This is a genomic window from Pseudomonas citronellolis, assembly GCF_029335315.1.
Taxonomy (GTDB): Bacteria; Pseudomonadota; Gammaproteobacteria; order Pseudomonadales; family Pseudomonadaceae; genus Pseudomonas; species Pseudomonas citronellolis_A.
The window spans coordinates 24,393-40,852 of record NZ_JARJLT010000028.1; the positions used below are offsets into that span (position 1 = coordinate 24,393).

At 66.5% G+C, this 16,460-nt stretch carries 18 protein-coding genes; 17 read left to right on the forward strand and 1 reads right to left on the reverse strand.

Annotated features, from left to right (window positions below; translation table 11 throughout):
- Nucleotides 1-56 precede the first annotated feature (56 nt).
- The 10 genes from P3W75_RS02050 to P3W75_RS02095 all read left to right on the forward strand — a co-directional run bounded on the left by P3W75_RS02050 (nucleotide 57) and on the right by P3W75_RS02095 (nucleotide 5,670).
- Nucleotides 57-524, forward strand: coding sequence for a hypothetical protein (locus tag P3W75_RS02050; RefSeq protein ID WP_276225704.1), 468 nt, complete (start codon nucleotides 57-59; stop codon nucleotides 522-524).
- Between the two features lie 61 nt (nucleotides 525-585).
- Complete coding sequence (locus tag P3W75_RS02055) at nucleotides 586-1,608, forward strand: phage protease (protein WP_276225705.1); 1,023 nt, start codon at nucleotides 586-588, stop codon at nucleotides 1,606-1,608.
- A gap of 2 nt (nucleotides 1,609-1,610) precedes the next feature.
- Nucleotides 1,611-2,528: a Mu-like prophage major head subunit gpT family protein gene (locus P3W75_RS02060; protein ID WP_276225706.1), complete on the forward strand. Its 918-nt coding sequence runs from the start codon at nucleotides 1,611-1,613 to the stop codon at nucleotides 2,526-2,528.
- A gap of 12 nt (nucleotides 2,529-2,540) precedes the next feature.
- Nucleotides 2,541-2,999 carry an HI1506-related protein gene (locus P3W75_RS02065; RefSeq protein WP_276225707.1) on the forward strand — a complete coding sequence of 153 codons (459 nt, stop codon included), beginning with the start codon at nucleotides 2,541-2,543 and terminating at the stop codon, nucleotides 2,997-2,999.
- 5 nt (nucleotides 3,000-3,004) lie between these two features.
- Nucleotides 3,005-3,415, forward strand: coding sequence for a gp436 family protein (locus P3W75_RS02070; protein ID WP_276225708.1), 411 nt, complete (start codon nucleotides 3,005-3,007; stop codon nucleotides 3,413-3,415).
- The gene (locus P3W75_RS02075; RefSeq protein ID WP_276225709.1) at nucleotides 3,412-3,855 is read left to right on the forward strand and encodes a phage virion morphogenesis protein; all 444 of its coding nucleotides are present in this window, start codon (nucleotides 3,412-3,414) and stop codon (nucleotides 3,853-3,855) included. Before P3W75_RS02070 ends, P3W75_RS02075 begins: the two co-directional genes overlap by 4 nt.
- Entirely contained in the window at nucleotides 3,848-4,315 is a 468-nt protein-coding gene (locus tag P3W75_RS02080; RefSeq protein ID WP_276225710.1) for a hypothetical protein, read from the forward strand. Before P3W75_RS02075 ends, P3W75_RS02080 begins: the two co-directional genes overlap by 8 nt.
- Before the next feature lie 9 nt (nucleotides 4,316-4,324).
- Entirely contained in the window at nucleotides 4,325-4,531 is a 207-nt protein-coding gene (locus tag P3W75_RS02085) for a DUF7210 family protein (protein WP_276225711.1), read from the forward strand.
- 3 nt (nucleotides 4,532-4,534) lie between these two features.
- Complete coding sequence (locus P3W75_RS02090; RefSeq protein ID WP_276225712.1) at nucleotides 4,535-5,272, forward strand: hypothetical protein; 738 nt, start codon at nucleotides 4,535-4,537, stop codon at nucleotides 5,270-5,272.
- Between the two features lie 50 nt (nucleotides 5,273-5,322).
- Complete coding sequence (locus tag P3W75_RS02095) at nucleotides 5,323-5,670, forward strand: hypothetical protein (protein WP_276225713.1); 348 nt, start codon at nucleotides 5,323-5,325, stop codon at nucleotides 5,668-5,670.
- A gap of 215 nt (nucleotides 5,671-5,885) precedes the next feature.
- Here P3W75_RS02095 and P3W75_RS02100 read toward each other — a convergent pair whose 3' ends face one another.
- Nucleotides 5,886-6,032: a hypothetical protein gene (locus P3W75_RS02100; protein WP_276225714.1), complete on the reverse strand. Its 147-nt coding sequence runs from the start codon at nucleotides 6,030-6,032 to the stop codon at nucleotides 5,886-5,888.
- A gap of 124 nt (nucleotides 6,033-6,156) precedes the next feature.
- Between P3W75_RS02100 and P3W75_RS02105 the strand changes: the two genes are divergently transcribed.
- The 7 genes from P3W75_RS02105 to P3W75_RS02135 all read left to right on the forward strand — a co-directional run bounded on the left by P3W75_RS02105 (nucleotide 6,157) and on the right by P3W75_RS02135 (nucleotide 16,006).
- Nucleotides 6,157-9,300, forward strand: a complete 3,144-nt coding sequence (locus tag P3W75_RS02105; RefSeq protein WP_276225715.1) for a phage tail tape measure protein — start codon at nucleotides 6,157-6,159, stop codon at nucleotides 9,298-9,300.
- Nucleotides 9,290-9,820, forward strand: coding sequence for a hypothetical protein (locus P3W75_RS02110; RefSeq protein ID WP_276225716.1), 531 nt, complete (start codon nucleotides 9,290-9,292; stop codon nucleotides 9,818-9,820). The genes P3W75_RS02105 and P3W75_RS02110 overlap by 11 nt, the downstream gene beginning before the upstream one ends.
- Before the next feature lie 110 nt (nucleotides 9,821-9,930).
- On the forward strand, nucleotides 9,931-11,574 hold the full coding sequence (locus P3W75_RS02115) for a hypothetical protein (RefSeq protein ID WP_276225717.1): 1,644 nt from the start codon (nucleotides 9,931-9,933) through the stop codon (nucleotides 11,572-11,574).
- 1 nt (nucleotide 11,575) lies between these two features.
- Complete coding sequence (locus P3W75_RS02120) at nucleotides 11,576-11,926, forward strand: hypothetical protein (RefSeq protein WP_276225718.1); 351 nt, start codon at nucleotides 11,576-11,578, stop codon at nucleotides 11,924-11,926.
- The gene (locus tag P3W75_RS02125) at nucleotides 11,923-13,674 is read left to right on the forward strand and encodes a hypothetical protein (RefSeq protein ID WP_276225719.1); all 1,752 of its coding nucleotides are present in this window, start codon (nucleotides 11,923-11,925) and stop codon (nucleotides 13,672-13,674) included. Before P3W75_RS02120 ends, P3W75_RS02125 begins: the two co-directional genes overlap by 4 nt.
- 8 nt (nucleotides 13,675-13,682) lie before the next feature.
- Complete coding sequence (locus tag P3W75_RS02130; protein WP_276225720.1) at nucleotides 13,683-15,155, forward strand: hypothetical protein; 1,473 nt, start codon at nucleotides 13,683-13,685, stop codon at nucleotides 15,153-15,155.
- Between the two features lie 98 nt (nucleotides 15,156-15,253).
- The gene (locus tag P3W75_RS02135) at nucleotides 15,254-16,006 is read left to right on the forward strand and encodes a glycine-rich domain-containing protein (protein WP_430765328.1); all 753 of its coding nucleotides are present in this window, start codon (nucleotides 15,254-15,256) and stop codon (nucleotides 16,004-16,006) included.
- Nucleotides 16,007-16,460: the final 454 nt, after the last annotated feature.

The following is a 16,460-nucleotide window of genomic DNA, read 5'->3' on the forward strand; positions in this document are numbered from 1 at the left end:
CGCGTTCTGCGCGAATCTAACGGCGGTCTAACGGTGTGGCGAAGGTGAGGTTGCAGATGGAACGACAGGAAGAACAGGAAAAGCCCCAGGTCGAGCGCTTCGGCGGGATCTTGCGGAAGGACTCCCGAGGCGAGCGATGCACCGAGTATGTCCTGGCCAGCGAGCATGATCGAGTGGCAGCCGAGGCGGAGACGTTCCGCATCAGCTCCGACATCAAGCAGGCGAACCTAGAGCTTGAGCAGGAGCGCTACCGGTACGCGGTGATGCGTATAAAGGAACTTGACCTGCTCTTCGCTCGCTACATCCTGGCCATGCGCTCGGCGGTTATCGAGATGGACCACGGCGCCGGCGCCGAGGCGGCCATGGCCTGGATCATCAACAGCCTGGTCGGCCCCGGCGAGCTGCCGCCGGACGGTGAGGTCGACGCACAAGGCTACTTCGACCGGGAAATCGCCGTGGTGGACGCCGCCCTGGCCGAGGTGTTCGCCTTCTTCAAGGCGAGTCGCCGGCCGCCTGGCAGCTGATCCCGATCTACTGAACCCCTTCCTCTAATTCCGCGTACCCCATGCCGCCGACTATGGCGGCATGAACGCACAAGCCCCCCAGCAAAACCGCGCAGTCTCCACCGCCCTCTGCTTTGAGCTGAGCGCCGACGTTCCCGAGTGGGTGGAAGTCCTTCCTCCGGGTCCGAAGGTGGTCGGCCGCGATGGCCGCCAGTGGACCTACGACCCGCGCCAGGTCATGACCGCCACCGCCGACCACACCGCCGGGGCGGACCTGCCTTTCGACTACTGGCATGCCACCGAGCTGAAGGCCCCCCTCGGGGAAGAGGCTCCGGCCGCCGGCTGGGCGAAGGAATATCGCGTCAACGAGCGCGGCGCCCTGGAGGCGCGCGTGGAGTGGACGGCAGCAGCCCGCAATGCAATCCAAGCGCGCGAATACCGCTACGTAAGCCCGGTGTTCATGCACGACAAGGCGGGCCGCATCGAGCGCTTCAGCAGCTTCGGCCTTGTCACCAAGCCCAACCTTTCCATCAAGGCCCTCAACTCCGAGCAGGCCGACTCCCTTTCCCAACAACCGGAGGAATCCGACATGGCGCTTGCAGCCATCATCCTGGCGGCCCTCGGCCTGCCTGAAACCGCCACGGACCAGGACGCCGTGGCTGCCATCGACAAGCTGAAGGCGGACAAGGAATCCGCCATCCAGTCCGCAGCCAACAGCGAGAAGGTGCCGTCCCTGTCGCTGTACGTACCGCGCCAGGACTACGACAACCAGGTGCTGCGCGCGAACAACGCCGAGCAGAGCCTGGCGCAGCAGAAGAAGGGCGACCTCGAAAAGGCGATCAACGCCGAGATCGAGGGCGCCCTGGAGGCCGGCAAGATCACCCCGGCGACCAAGGCCTACCACCTGGCGGCCTGCCAAGAGCAGGGCGGCCTGGAGCGCTTCCGCGAGTTCGTGAAGGCGGCCCCGTCCGTAACCGATCCGGTCACGCCCGAGGGTCAGAGCAAGGGTGGCGACAAGGCGCTCAACGCCGAGCAACAGCAGGCCGCTCGCATGCTGGGCATGGACGACGAGCAGTACACCAAGCATATCGAGGGGGTTAAATAACCATGGCCGTTACCATTTCTCCGGCTCTTCTGTCCGCCCTGTTCCAGGGCTACCGCGCCGAGTATCAGAAGGCCTTCAGCGCTGCCAAGGCGAAAGCCGCCTGGCCGATGGTCGCCACTCTGGTGCCCAGCTCGACCTCGGGCAACATCTACCCCTGGCTGGGCAAGTTCCCCGCGCTGCGCGAGTGGGTGGGGGAACGTGTCCTGAAAAGCATGGCGGCCCACGGTTACGCCATCGAGAACAAGAAGTTCGAAGGCACGGTGGGTATCGAGCGGACTGTGATCGAAGACGATCAGGCCGGTGTGTTCATGCCGATGTTCGCCGAGATGGGTCAAGCCGCCGCGCGACACCCTGACAAGCTGGTGTTCCCCCTGCTCAAGGCGGGCACCACCACCGAGTGCTACGACGGTCAGAACTTCTTCGACACCGAGCACCCGGTTTACCCGAACGTCGACGGCACCGGCACCGCGGAGCTGGTCAGCAACATGGATGTCCCGGCCACCGACCCCGGCCCGGCCTGGTATCTGCTGGATGTTTCGCGCGCCATCAAGCCGATCATCTTCCAGGAACGCACCAAGCCGGAGCTGACCAGCAAGACCGATCCGAACAACTCCGACCACGTTTTCAACAGCGACGAGTACGTCCACGGCGTGCGCTACCGCTGCAACGCGGGCTTCGGTTTCTGGCAGATGGCCTACCTCAGCCGCCAGCCCCTCACGCCGGAGAACTACGCGAAGGCGCGCGCGGCCATGGGGCTGTTCAAGGCCGACGGCGGCGAGCTGATGGAGATCGAGCCGGGCCTGCTGGTTGTTCCGCCGCAGCTGGAAGCTGCAGCCCGGAAGCTGCTGGTCAAGGACGAGAACGGCGGCAACGAATGGGCCGGCACTGCCGAGCTGTTCGTATGCAAGCAGCTCGGCTAAGGGGGCGGCGCCATGATCGTTCGCATCAAGGCAAATCGCCCCGTCTACCGCCGCCTTGGCATCGTGTTCGGCAAGCAGGCCATCGACTTCGCGGACGACCGCTTCACCGAGGCCGAGCTGCAGACGCTCCAGGCCGACCCGGTGCTGCTGGTCAAGCTGGTCGACGGCGAGCTGGTGGCCGATGCCTGCCAGTCTGGTGGCGAGGAACAGCCCCCGGCTGGTGGTTCGGCTTCGGCTGAGCCATCGGCGGCGCCCACCGCCGACACCGCCAAGGCGGTGAAGGCACCGGCGAAGGCGGCGGCCAAGGGCAAAGGGGGCGCCAAGGCTGGCGCTCCCAAGGCCAAGGGACCGGCCAAGGCGGCAGGGAAGCCCGCCGCGCAGGCGACCCAGGACGAGCCGCCGGCCGACGACAGTGCCAATGCCGCCGCGAAGGATGACGCGGCCGGCGACGGCGGGACCGGGCAGGAGTAACCGCCATGCCCTACGCCACGCGCGACGACATGGTGAAGCGCTGGGGCATGGACGCCCTCCTGGTCGTAGCGGATCGCGACCAGGACGGCGTGCTTGACGACGACGTGGTCGACGACGCGCTGGCAGATGCCACCGCTGAAATCGACACCTACGTCGGCGCCAAGAACCGCCTGCCGCTGCCTTCGGTCCCCGAGGTGCTGCTACGGCTCTGCAGCGACATCGCGCTCTATCGGTTGTCGTCAGAGGGGAACAGCTCCACGGAAGAGAAGCGCAAGCGCTATGAGGACGCCGTGGCGCTGTTGCGACGGATCGCTTCGGGGGAAGTCTCCCTCGGCTTGCCCACGCCGCCCGAGCAGGAAAGCAGCGGCGAAGCGTGGTTCGAGGCCCAGCCGGTTCGCTTCGGGAAGCTGCTGTGACCGGCGCGGCCATCAATGTGAACCTGCTCCAGGACCCGCGCCTGGCCCGGCGACTGGACCGCCTGGCCGAGCTGGACCTGGGGCCACTTCTGGAGGGCATCGGCGCCGAGGTGGAAAGCCAGACGCGCCGACGCATCCAGGTCAACAAGGCCAGCCCCTCGGGGTCGCCGTGGCCGGAGTGGTCGGCCGACTACGCCGAGACCCGGCACAGCGGCCAGAGCCTGCTGCAGGGCGAGGGCCACCTGCTGAGCAGCCTGACCGTGCAGGTGATCGATGACAGCGTGCTGGTCGGCAGCCCACTGGTATACGCCGCCACGCACCAGTATGGCGATGAAGAGCGCGGCATTCCGCAACGCGAGTTCCTCGGGCTGGAGGGCAACGACCTGGAAGACGTCGTCGGCCTGATCGAGGACTACCTAGAGGACATGGCAGATGAGTAAGTTGACCGCCGCCCAGGTGCTGGACGGCATCGAGTCCTGGGCCGTGCTGGTGTTCGCGGCGGCCGGGCTGAAAGTCGAGACGGCGCTGCACGGCGGACGTTTCGCGGTGGCCGATCTGGAACGCTATTCCACCCGCACCATGGCGTGCCGGATCGCCCTGGAAGGCCTGAAGTTCGAGACCGACGGCAGGGGCCAGCTGGTGGCCACCGCCCACGCCGTTGTGGTCGCCCTGGCCGGCGACCTGGGCAAGGCCGGCAGTCGTGCCAGCAACGTGCTGACGGTGACGGCCGCGCTACAAGCGGCGCTCCCCGGAAGCCGTTGCGGGCTGGAGCTGATGGACAGCATCAACGCGAAGGACATGCGCGCCGCCAACCTCTACCACGCCGAGCTGGACAAGAAAGGCACCGCCGCCTGGGTGCTGACCTGGCCGGTGAAGTTTGAACATCCCCGCGTCCGTTAGGAGGACCACATGAAGAGCAGCGACAAGGCCGCCCCGGCGGACGAAAGCAAATCGGCGCCGGCGCCGGCCCTGGTCAAGGTGAAGATCACCGCCGACAACGGCCACCGCCACGCCGGCACCAAACACCCCAAGGGCGCGGTTGTCCCCGTGACCGAGGGCGACGCCAAACAGATCGTCGATACCTTCAAGGTCGGCGAATACGTGAAGGGGGAGTAACCCATGGCACAGCCGAAAGTATTCAAGGGCACCGGCATCGTCTCCATGCAGCGCCTGGGCTTGGAAAATGCCCCGATGCGAGACACTGGTGACGTCGAGCAACTGAAGTTCGCGCACCGCACCAGCTCGATCACCTGGAAGCAACATCGCCGCCCCGGTGGCGGCAACCTGGCGAAGCTCGACACCCTGGATGGCATCGACCTGTCGGTGCAGATGCAGGAATGGACACCGGAAAACCAGGCGATGGTGCTGCAAGGCAAGGTCATCGAGCTGGAACCGGAGACGGTCACGGGCGAAGCGGTCGTGCTGATTCCGGGTAGCCTGGTCGTAACTGACTTCCCCGGCCCGCAGAGCCTGGTTATCACCAAGACCCAGGGCAGCACGCCTGTGCCGCTGACCGAGGTCGAGGTATCGGCGGCCGGCTTCCGGGTGAAGGCGGACAGTGCCGTGATCACCGAGCCGACCCCGGCGACCATCGCCTACACCAGCACCAAAGCCACCCGCGTCGAGCCCATCGTGGAAGCCGGCGCCGAGTACAAGGTGGTGTTCGATGGGCTCAACGAGGCCGAGAGCGGCCGCCCGGTGGTCGTGACCATCTGGCGCTGGAAGGCGCCGCCGGCCGACGAGCTGGCGCTGATCGATGCCGAGAACCCCGGCAAGCTGCTGTCCAAGGGCGAATGCCTGGCCGACCCCAGCCGCCCGGCTGACGAGTCGCCCTTCTACCGCATCGACTGGCTGTAACCCTTCCACCTGCCGGCCCCGCCTGGGGCCGGCCCTCGGAGTGACCGAACATGAGCATGGCCCTGAAACAGACCCTCAACTTCGAAGGCCTGAAGGTCGAAGTACGCGAGCTGACGGTGGGCGAGATTCGCCAGTTGCTCAAGACCATGGCCGAAGGCAGTGACGACCTGGTGGGCTACTCGATTCTGGAGGAAATCGGCCTGGCCCAGCTGCAGCTGATGACCAACCTGGAGCCGGAGCAGCTGGAAGACCTGGCGCCGAGCCAGATGCGGAAGGTGTACGAGGCGGCGCGCGAGATCAACAAGGATTTTTTCGACCTGCTCGGGCGCGTCGAGGCGGGGGGGCGTCGAGTCCTGGAGACGCTCTCCAGCAGCTCGAACGGAACGCCAGCGCCCTGATCCGCCACGGCCACACCGGCCTGTGGGACTACCCCTGGAGCACCTGGCAGGCCGCGCACGCTGAGGCTATAGAGGCCGCCGAGCGAGCCAGCAAAGGGCGGTAGCCCATAACGACGAAGCCCCGCGCAATGCGGGGCTTCTGCTTTCTACTGAACCGCTTCCACTGGGCCTGGGTGGGGGCGGCGGGCAACCTAGCTTTGCCCATCAGTCCTCGGCTATTGGCGCTTTCTGCCGGCGCCGGCCAGGACAAACATCCAGGCCACGATAGCGGCAATGCCGGTGAGGAATACCACTGCAACCGCAGCCTTGGGTGAGAAGAGGGCGAGCAAGCCTTCGAAGATCACCAGGTGATAGAACTTCATGACAGACGTCCGCCTCTCAGTTTCCGTTGACGCTCGGCAGGGGCGCGCCGAGCTGCAGAATTTCCGAGCTGGCTACTCTGCGCTGGTGGACCAGCTGCGACGCCCGCTCAATCAGATCGCGTCCTTGCGCGATCTGCAGTCCAGCCTAGTCGAGAACGACAAGCAACTCAATGCGGTGCGCGACCGCGTGCGCGATCTGGCCAACGAGCTGGTCAGCGCCGAGCAGCCCACCAAGGCCCAGCAGCTGGCCTACCGCGCGGCCACCGCCGAGGCGAAGTCCCTGGAACAAGCCATCGCCAGCCAGAAGGCCCAGCTCGCCCAGCTGTCGGCCTCGCTGAAGAGCGCTGGCGTGGACACCAACTACCTCAGCAACGAGCAGAAGCGCCTCGCGGCGGACTTGGCACAGGCCAGTGCCGCGTCCAGCCAGCAGGCCCGTATCGCTGGAGCCCAGGCCGCGCTTGGCATTCGCCCGCACCGCGAGATTCGTAACGAGGTTGCGCTGCTGCAGCAGCAATACCAGACCCTACAGCGCGTAGGCGGCCTGTCTGCTGCCGAGCTGGGCCAGGCTCAGGTGCGTCTGCGGGAGCGCACGGCCGAACTGATGGAAGGCACCAACGGCTGGGCCAAGTCGCTGAGCCAGGTCCACGTCCAGGCCGGCGTCGCCGTGGCCAGTATCGGTGCGCTGGCTGTGGGTGGTAGCGCGCTGCTGTCCTTCTACGCCCGATATACGCAAGCGATGGCGGCCGTCGACAGCATCACCGACATGACTCGGCCCCAGTTGCAGGCTATGTCGCGCGACGTCCGACAGCTCAGCTTGGCAATGGGCCGCGATGCCACCCAGTCCGCCGAGGCGCTGAATGACATCCTGTCGTCCGGCGTCTCGGAGAACAACGGTATTTCGGTACTGGCGCTGGCGACGAAGGCTGCCGTCGCTGGCCTGACCGAGACGAAGACGGCAGCGGCTGGTGGCCTGGCGGTGGTCAACGCCTACGGCGAAGGCATCGACAAGCTCGGCCTGCGCTATGACCAGATGTTCCTCGCCGTGCGCGACGGTGTCACGACCTTCCCCGAGCTGGCCCAGTACCTGGGTGACGTGCTGCCCACGGCCAAGGCGGCGGGCGTCGGCTTCGACGAGGTGTCGGCCGCCATCGCCCGGATGACCATCGCCGGCATCCGCACCCCGATGGCCACCACCGCACTGAAGGGGGCCATCAACGCCCTGGCGGCACCGACGCCCGATGCCCAGAAGAAGATGGACGAGCTGGGCATTACCTGGAAGGGGTTGACCGCGACCCTGGAGGACATCGCATCGAGGAAGCTGGGGCTCGACGTGATGCGCCAGCTCGTTCCTGACGTCGATGCGCGAACCGCTGTCCTGAGCCTGACGCAGTACATCAAAGAAATGCGCGCCGAGGTTACGGCCATGGGCGAGGCCGGGGGCTCGATGGAAGCGGCCTACCAGAAAATGGCCAATACGCCCCAGGCGGACATGGATCGTTTCAACGCCACGCTGGCCGAAACCAAGCTGCAGCTGGGCGAGGCGGCTGCGGCGTTCCTGCCGGTCGTCGAGTTCGGCGGCGACGTGCTGCAGCTGTTCAACAGCCTGCCCGGCCCATTGCGAACTGTCTTTGCTGTGATGGTGACAGGCACGGTTACAGCCGTTGCCTTGTCCAGCGCCGTCAACTCGCTACGCAACCCCATGGTGCTCTTGCTCGGTCACCTGCGGGCTGCTCCGGCGGCGGCGGCTGCCGGGTCGGCTGGTCTGAGTAGCATGACCACCAGCGCCCTCGGGCTGATTCCTGTCCTCAAGACCCTGGCCACGGTCGGCGGGCTGGCCCTGAACGCCATTGGACCGGCCCTGGTGGCCTGGACCGGCAGCAACCTGCTGGAGCTATACGACCTGTACAAGCAGAACAAGGAGCTTGAGCAGAGCCAGCGCGATTACGAGAAGTCGCTGAACGACACCATCGCGGCGACGACCAAGTACGCCGACGTGGTGATTCAGCCGAGCGAAGCCCTGGCCCGGATGAACGACGAAGAGCGCAAGGCCTACGCCGAAAGCCTGCGCCTGGCACAGCAGCACTACCAGAAGCAGGCCGAGCTGCTGAGCCGCAAGGCCTTCGAGCGCGACGGCGTAACGTCCGATATCGACCCCGACGCCATGGCCGCGCAGAAACAGGCCGGCGCCTACGGCCGCGCGCTCAAGCAGATGAACGACGAGCAGGCTACGGCCGCCGCCGAGCAGGAAGCGGCAGAGAAACGACACACCGCCAACATGGAGAAGATCAGGGCCGACAACCTGGCGAAGGTCCAGGTCCAGCTGGCGGCCGAGCTGCGCCTGTACGACGCCGCCAACAAGCGCCTGGCCGCCGCGAAGAAGCAACGCGAGACGGTGGCGAAGGAGTTCTCCGACCTCTCCAAGGACATGCGCACGTCGCCCAGCCAGGGCACTGCGTCGCTGTCCGACGTGTACGACCTGCAGGCCGGCGCGCGCCAGTCCCTGCAGAGCGGTCGCAACGACGACGCCCTGCGCCAGGCCCGCGAGGCGGCGAAGATTCTGCGCGAGCTGAAGGATGCCGGCGAAAACGGCTACGGCATGGCCGGCGTCGCCGACCAGCTGGGCAAGATCGCCAACCAGGCCGCCGCGAACGTCGAGGGCGACGAGAAGGTCAAGCTCGCCCTGGTCAAGGCGGACATGGACGACCTACTGGCGAAGGCCGAAGCGCTGAAGCGGGTGAACATCGAGTTCACGGGCGACGAGCAGAGCATGCAGCAGTTGGAGACGCAGGCCCTGGCGCTGGCCGAGCGCCTGAAGAAGTACATGGTCATTCCGGTCAGCTACGTCGGCGCCGACCCGAACGTCGCCAGCAGCGAGAAGGACGCCGGCAAGATCATCGACGGTGCTGACGGCAGCGTGAGCCGTGCGGGGGGTGGCTGGGTCGACGGCCCTGGCAGCTACACCAGCGACAGCATCACGCTGAACGCCTCACGCGGCGAGTACGTCCTGCAGGCCCGCTCCGCCCAGCGCCTGGGCGCGATGAACCTGGAGCACCTGAACCGAACCGGCGAGCTGCCCGGCCGGGGCGACCTGGTGCCGTACATCCCCAGCCTGCCGGCCCTGGACCGCGTGGGCGAGCGCCAGCCCATCAGCCTGTCCATGCCGTGGGGCGGCTCCTACCAGATGGAGGCTGCGCCGGCCGAGGCGCAGCGCTTCCAGGAAGACCTGCGGATTGCTCGCATCAAGCTCGGGGGCACCAATGCCAAATAACGCGCCAACCCCGCTTGTCCTCGGCGGTGTCTCGATCATCCAGCACGCGGGCGCCGGCCCGATCCGCCAGCGCTACGAGGCCATGGGCGGCAGCTCGACGCTGCGCCTGTCGGGCGGGACCGGGATCAAGATGACCAACTGGAGCCGTACCGCGACCACCGCCAGCGGTTCCGGCTACCTCGATCCCGGCCTGGCCGCGCTGGATTACAGCCAGCCGCTGGAGCTGCTGTGTGTCGCGCCTCGCGCAATGAATGGCACTGGCCGCCAGTTCTCCCTGCCGGCCGCCGAGCAGCGCCGCCAGGACGTGGCGCCGTGGGGCTGGGCGCTGGTCGGCGCCGACTGGCGCGATACGTCGGTGCAACTGACCGGCGACAGCGCCGAGCTGGCCGCCGTGCCGGGTGCCAGCGCTTACCGCGTCTTCTGGCTGCCGCGCCTGGTGGTGTTCACGCCGGGCCTGACCTACGAGTTCGACGAGGCGAGCGGTCTGTATGACTGGTCGCTGAGCGCCGAGGAAGTCTGATGCTCGGCGGCGCCCCCCTCGGTTCCGGTCCCCTCAACGCGCTGCTGGCCCTCGCTGGCCAGCCCGAGGGGCCTATCGTCATCCTCCCGCCGGAGACGCCAGGCCCTGGCGTGCCGACCTCTGGCTACGCCTACCGCTGGGGCGTGTCGGCTCTGGTCGGTGGGGTCCAGGTCGCCGCCAAGCTGACCGGCCGCATGGAGATCGACCGCGAGGAAGGCGCGGCCGGCGTCGCCACCTTCGCCCTGTACTACGCGCCGGGCGCCTCGGTGCCAACCGACCTGGACGGCGCGCCCGTGGTCATCGACTTCATCAGCGAGACTGGCGGCGTCACCGTCCAGACGCGCCGCTACTCCGGCGTGGCAATCGAACCGCGCTGGGACGTGGTGAACCGGGTAATGACCATCACCTGCAGCGACCAGCTGCAGTACCGCGTCGAGGCCATGGAACTGGCGGACATCGACGCCCTGGTCGGCGGGTACTGGACAGACGACGTCTTCGAGGCGGCCGATGGCCGGTCACGCTGGGACTATGCCGGCGAGCGCATGAGCACCATCCCCGCGTCGCTGGATGCGGGCGTCAACGGCGACCTGCGCGTCACCAGCTGGTACGCGGGCAACCCCGGATGGGAGTTCGGCCCCGGCAGCACGATCTATCAGAGCGTGAGCATCGAGCTTGCGCAGACGCAGAGCACAACCAACCGCGTCGAGCTGGGCGTTGACTATCGGTACAGCCGGCTATGGCAGCGGCACGACAGCTATTCATGGGAGCACCCTGGCACCGCCGGCCTTGTCGGAATCGGCGGCTTCTGTCACTGGCGCCCGGACTCCACCGACCTGCCTGACGTCGACATGGTCGAGCAGGCGACTTCCGGGGCCGGGATGAAGATGCTGGCCGGCGCGATCTACAACAAGCTGCCGCCCACCAGCGGCGACCCCTGCGGCACCGGGCAAGGCTGGCGTAACGACTACCCCAACCTGGTGCTCGGCGCAGACTGGACCGGCGCGCGGCGCTGGGTGCAACCGATCACCGAGCACTACAACGTCGTGCTTGGCACCGAGAAGGGCCTCGCGCCAGGCAACGGCCAGATCATCACCCGGCAGAGCACCGCGCTGGAGATCGAGGACAAGCGCGCGGACAGCTGGGAAAGCGACGAGTACAGCGCCGGACCGGCCGGTATCACCGACCTGGTCGACGACGCCCGGCGCGACGCCGCGTTCATCTGCAGTCTGCACCGTGCGGCCACCGCCGTGATTGGTGCGCACCGAGGCACTGTAGCGAGCTGGCAGGTTCCCACCCCCTTGGCGGTGGGCGTCGACCTGATCCATACGCTCAAGCTCAGCGACCAGTCCAAGGCCTTGGGCAAGGTGCGCCGCCTGCTCGATGCCTACGACTTCGACGCTGGAACGGCCATCACCACCCTGGCCATCGCCGTGATGCGCGGTGGCGGCGACTCTGACGCGCTGGTGCCGCCGGCCAAGCCGGTGGTCGACGTTGATGACTTCGAGTTCAGCCACCCGCCGCTTGCAACCCAGCTCGGCATGCGCAACGAAAGCCCGATCTACAACGACGAACTGGACGGCTTCGCCGGCAACTACGACAACCGCGACGACGACATCAACCCGAGCCTCGAAGAGTTCCCGCGCCGCATGACGGTAACGGCGCCGGAGATCGAGGCCGAGCTGCGCGACGAGCGCAAGGTTGAAGTCGAGGTCGTGCTGCGGATCGGCATCCCCAACGACCTCCTGGAGCTGTGACATGGCGGACAGAAGCAACAGCGCAACCCTCGCGGCGGACATTCGCGCGATCACTGGCGCCGATAGCCAGCAGCGCAAGCAGTTGAAGACCCTGGAGCCGCGCGGCGCGCTTGAAGAGAAGCGCGGCCGGGCCGACTACGTCGAGCCAGCAGCCGCCGCCGCAAGTGGGGGCATCGCCAGCCCGCTGACCGAGTCGAGCTTCCTGGATCGGGAGTACTGGGCCGACAAGGTAATCACAAGTACCGACGGGCTCTTCAGCTTCAAGATCAAACCCATCAAGTCCATCCACCAGGTCGACGCCAACAACGCTGAAGTGATCCAGCAGTTCGCCCAGCCGGTGGTGTCGTCATGATCGAGTCGGCCTTCAGCATCGGCGACGAGGTCGAGCGCTTCGGGATCACCGCGCACGGCCTTCTGATCGAGCCGTGGGCATCTTCCCCGAAGCTGCGCGTCGGGGCGCTCGAATTCCCGCTGCCGTTCGCCTGGCAGTTCCAGGCCGGTGAGACCCGCGACCCATTCGACGTTCACCTACTGCGGGCCCCTGGGGTGCCGGCGGTCGACATCACGCCCGAAGAGGCGGCCGCCGAAGCGCTGCAGGGGCGCACCTGGCAGAACTATGCGCTGCTCTCCGAGACGACCCTGACCTTGCTCGGTAAGCCCTTGCGCGGCTGGGTGTGCATCGACCCTGCGGGCAATCGCTGGCTGATCCAAGCTGACCCTGGCCCGTTCGGCAGCACCGTAGACGTTGGTGCGCCGCTGACGGTTGACGTCTCGGTGCGCCCCTTTGGGTATCTCGACCAATCGCCCGTGGCTGCCTTCACCAAGTCGGTGACGCTCGCGGATATCGGCCAGTCCAGCGGCGATGTGCCGCCCGGCACGCGCGACGGAAGCCTGGAAATGTGGGTGTGCAGTGTTAGCTCGGACGGGCGCCGCATGGTCATTGAACTGCGCGGCGTCCGGTCGCCTGCGGTTCCTGCGACTGAGCGCATCAACACCGCGCCGGCCGGCTTCCTGCAGCTTGAGTTGTCGGGCGCTGGCCCGGACTTCGAGCTTTCGCTGACAGTGCTGCGCAGTCGCTTGCAATGCCTCGGTTCGATTGAGGTGCAGCGCTCTGCGCCGAAGGGCCTGCAGCAGGCCATTACATTTTCGACGACCAGTACACCCCGGGTAATCAACGGTGTATCCGGCGCAGACTACGTGTGCAACGCAGTCGGCATGTCCTCCACGGAACAGTCGGCTGTGCTGCCATACGCTGGCGCAGGCTGGATCGGAGAGAAGCGCAAGAATCGCGTCATGGCGCTGGTCTTCGACGAGAACGATACGCTGGTCGAACTGGCCTACGAATCGCACTGGCGCGTCGACTACAGCTACCCAGCGTTCGCAGGAAGCATTTCCGGAGCGATGACCGGATGGATGGCTGACAGCGTCGATCTAACGCAATCGAACGTCACTAACACGATAGTGGGCGAATTCTCCCGGACTTCGTCCGAAGTCCTGTATGGCGAGGTCGCGCTGCTGCGCGACGGCGTGGAAGTCGTGCGCGACGGTTTCCGCGCGTCACGCACACTCAACGAGACTTACCGCCTCAGCCCGAGTTACACGCAAACGCCAGAGCTGCACCGTAAGGATGGCCAGGTTGTGGGCGGTGGGCACGTATTCCGCTGGCAGTACGACTACACGGACACGCAATCCAGTGCGGGCGCCGCGTGGACTGTTCGGTCGGTCTCCATTGGCCCCGATTGGCCGCTGCCGTACAGCGGCACCCCGCTATGGGCGGGCATGACGGGGTCGCCATCGCCGGTGCTCGGCGGCTATGGCGTGAGCCTTTCCTTCGGGGGCAACAGCGCAAACGACTACTCAAGCTCGGAAATCACTCTGCAGCGCTACAGCCACAGCCTGATCGGCGTGCGCGAGCGAGCTACAGCCGGCGCCCTCCCGCAGCGCTGGAGGGTGGGCCACCTGGTGGGGCCTCGCGCGCTCTGGACGAACCCCGATAGTGAGGACACAACAGGCAGTCGTCGCGCGTCCTACCACCCCGTCACCCACGAAATCTATTCGACCGCCAGCAATAGCGGCGCGTCGGCCTTCTGCTGGATATAGGAGTGCCTATGGCAACCCAACGCTACATCAACAACTGGATCGGCAAGCTGACCGGCCCGCTCCTTGCCGGCGGCGCCGAGCTGCCGGTTGCCCAGGCGCTGCTTGATCGCCTGGACCTGAGCGGCGACGGGGTCTACACGCTGACCCTTGTCGCCACGCTAGACCCTCTGCAGCAGACCCTGGTGGAGGTCGTCACCATCACCGCCGAGGGGCTGGCGCGCGGGGAGGAAGGCACGACCGCCCAGGACTGGCCGGCAGACACATATGTCTATGCAGGCGTCACGTCCGGCATCCTGTCGCTGTTCGGCGAGGAGGGACCGGAAGGAAAGTCGGCCTATCAATCCTGGCTCGCCCAGGGCAACACGGGCAGCGAAGCGGACTTCATCGACGACCTGCGGGGCGCCGATGGCGCGGATGGGGTCGATGGAGAACCGGGGGCGCCTGGCGCGGACGGGCGCGGCATTGCCAGCATGGATGTCGACGGCGACCGCCACTTGATCATCACATACGACGACGAGACGACCCATGATGCCGGCGTGCTCCCCGCTGGCGCGCCGGTCGGATCGGCGATCCCACAAGCGCTCGGCTCGGCCAGCGCAGGCAGCAGCGGCAACGCGTCGCGCGAGGACCACAAGCACCCCATGCCCACGGCGGCGGACGTTGGGGCCGTGGCGTCGGCGGCGGTGGGAGTGGCCGGCGGTTTGGCAACCCTGGACGGGGCCGGCAAGGTTCCGGCGGTGCAGTTGCCGTCCTTCGTCGACGACGTCATCGAGGCGGCGAGCGCTGCAGCCCTGCCCGCAACTGGTGAGAGCGGGAAAATCTACGTCACCCTGGACAACAACAAGACGTGGCGCTGGGGTGGGTCGTCGTATATCGAGATCAGCCCATCGCCGGGCAGCACCGATGCAGTGGCCGAGGGTTCGACCAACCTCTACTTCACCGTCGCGCGCGTGCGAGCTGTGGTGCTGGCAGGCCTGGACCTCACGGTAAGCGCAGCGATCACGGCGGCGGATACCGTGCTGTCGGCCCTGGGCAAGCTGCAAAAGCAACTGAGCGACCACGTCGGTGCAGGCGGTAGTACCCACGCGGTGGCCACCACCAGCTTAGCGGGGTTCATGTCGGCGACGGACAAGACCAAGCTCGATGGCCTTTCTGGTGGCATTTCTTGGGCTAGCAAGAGCGCCGACTACACCCTAGTCCTGGCGGACGCCAATATCGGTGTCCTTCACCCCAGTGCTGACGCTACTGCGCGAACCTTCACGATTCCGGCAAACGCTGCAGTTGCCTTCCCTGTTGGAACCTGTTTCACGTTCTCCAACCAAACAGGTGCCGGCGTAGTGAGTATCGCGATCAACAGCGACACCATGTACCTGGCCGGCGCCGGAACTACCGGCACACGCACCCTGTCGCCGTCGGGCATGGCCACCGTAGTGAAGGAGAGTTCGACGGTCTGGAAGATCAGCGGGGTCGGCCTGTCATGAACGTGCATCAGCGGCTGATGATGACTTACGGGGCGCCGAACTACACGTATCAGGCATTCCTGGCCGGCGGCACTTTCACAGTACCTGCCGGGGTGGCGATGGTTGACGCGCTTATCGTCGCCGGCGGCGGTGGCGGTGGATCGCGCCAAGGTGGTGGTGGCGGCGCTGGTGGTGTCATTTTCACCAGCATCAGTGTTACCCCTGGAGCGGCTATGGCTGTGGTCGTCGGAGTGGGGGCAGTTGGCGGAACTAACGGCATTCGGGGCGGAACCGGCGGGGACAGTTCGTTTGGCGGGTTCACTGCGCTCGGCGGTGGTGGTGGTGGTGGCCGTACTTCAAACGTCAGCGGTGCATCGGGTGGTAGTGGCGGCGGTTCGACGGCCGGGCTCGGTACTGCCGGCGGCCTCGGAGCTGCAGGTCAGGGCAACAACGGAGGTGCCGCCGCCACTACCAGCGTTGCGAATCTTGGCGGTGGCGGTGGCGGCGCGGGCTCACCAGGCAGTCAATGTATCCCCTCAAATCCCTCTGCAGACTATCAAGGGAATGCTGGCGCTGGCGGCGCTGGGCTCTTCTTCCCGGCCTTTTCGGCGTACGGCGTTGCTGGCTGGTTCGGGGGTGGTGGTGGTGGTGGTGGCTACAGCACCCTCGCGGTGGATGGCGGCGGCGCCGGAGGCAGGGGGGGCGGTGGCAAGGGTGACGGCGCCGGCAAAGACTCCACTGGTGTTCAGCCTGCCGCCGGTGCGCCTGGTGTAGCCAACACCGGTGGCGGTGGTGGTGGCTCCGGCTCTGCGGCGTTTGCCGGAGGTGCTGGCGGGAGCGGCGTTGTGATCATCCGATACATCGCTCCATGATCCAGGTAAGCCTGAACGCCACTTGGCGGGCCGGCTCTATGCCAATCACGCCGCGAAGGACTGAGGCTAGTAACGCCGGCAGGCAATGCCAAATGTTGCGCTAGGCGGTGCCAAAACCGTCGCGCGCTTACAGAGTTCGGGCGGGCGGCGATCGAGGGATTCACCGAGGGCAAGTCGGTGTGCATCACCTATTGATCGCCATCGGAGGCTGTGGTTCGGCCGATGAGCCCAATCGCGGACGGAGTCCGCTCCTACGCCCGTGCTTCCTGGAACCGTAGGAGCGTAGGGCGGATAACCGTTCGCGGTTATCCGCCGTTGGCCCGAGCGCCGGAGCTGACGGCGGATAACGCCTTAGGCGTTATGCGCCCTACGGGTTTCCAGAGGAACAGCCGAGCACGCCGAGCGCCCCGTTCAGGAGGCCGAGCGAACCCCCCGCTCAGGAGGTCGGGCGAAA

Coding starts and splice junctions, on each gene's coding strand:
- P3W75_RS02100 (WP_276225714.1), bottom strand. CDS start 6,032: ATGAAGTTCTATCACCTGGTGATCTTCGAAGGCTTGCTCGCCCTCTTC.
- P3W75_RS02090 (WP_276225712.1), top strand. CDS start 4,535: ATGGCACAGCCGAAAGTATTCAAGGGCACCGGCATCGTCTCCATGCAG.
- P3W75_RS02050 (WP_276225704.1), top strand. CDS start 57: ATGGAACGACAGGAAGAACAGGAAAAGCCCCAGGTCGAGCGCTTCGGC.
- P3W75_RS02125 (WP_276225719.1), top strand. CDS start 11,923: ATGATCGAGTCGGCCTTCAGCATCGGCGACGAGGTCGAGCGCTTCGGG.
- P3W75_RS02065 (WP_276225707.1), top strand. CDS start 2,541: ATGATCGTTCGCATCAAGGCAAATCGCCCCGTCTACCGCCGCCTTGGC.
- P3W75_RS02080 (WP_276225710.1), top strand. CDS start 3,848: ATGAGTAAGTTGACCGCCGCCCAGGTGCTGGACGGCATCGAGTCCTGG.
- P3W75_RS02070 (WP_276225708.1), top strand. CDS start 3,005: ATGCCCTACGCCACGCGCGACGACATGGTGAAGCGCTGGGGCATGGAC.
- P3W75_RS02055 (WP_276225705.1), top strand. CDS start 586: ATGAACGCACAAGCCCCCCAGCAAAACCGCGCAGTCTCCACCGCCCTC.
- P3W75_RS02130 (WP_276225720.1), top strand. CDS start 13,683: ATGGCAACCCAACGCTACATCAACAACTGGATCGGCAAGCTGACCGGC.
- P3W75_RS02085 (WP_276225711.1), top strand. CDS start 4,325: ATGAAGAGCAGCGACAAGGCCGCCCCGGCGGACGAAAGCAAATCGGCG.
- P3W75_RS02095 (WP_276225713.1), top strand. CDS start 5,323: ATGAGCATGGCCCTGAAACAGACCCTCAACTTCGAAGGCCTGAAGGTC.
- P3W75_RS02135 (WP_430765328.1), top strand. CDS start 15,254: ATGGTTGACGCGCTTATCGTCGCCGGCGGCGGTGGCGGTGGATCGCGC.
- P3W75_RS02060 (WP_276225706.1), top strand. CDS start 1,611: ATGGCCGTTACCATTTCTCCGGCTCTTCTGTCCGCCCTGTTCCAGGGC.
- P3W75_RS02120 (WP_276225718.1), top strand. CDS start 11,576: ATGGCGGACAGAAGCAACAGCGCAACCCTCGCGGCGGACATTCGCGCG.
- P3W75_RS02110 (WP_276225716.1), top strand. CDS start 9,290: ATGCCAAATAACGCGCCAACCCCGCTTGTCCTCGGCGGTGTCTCGATC.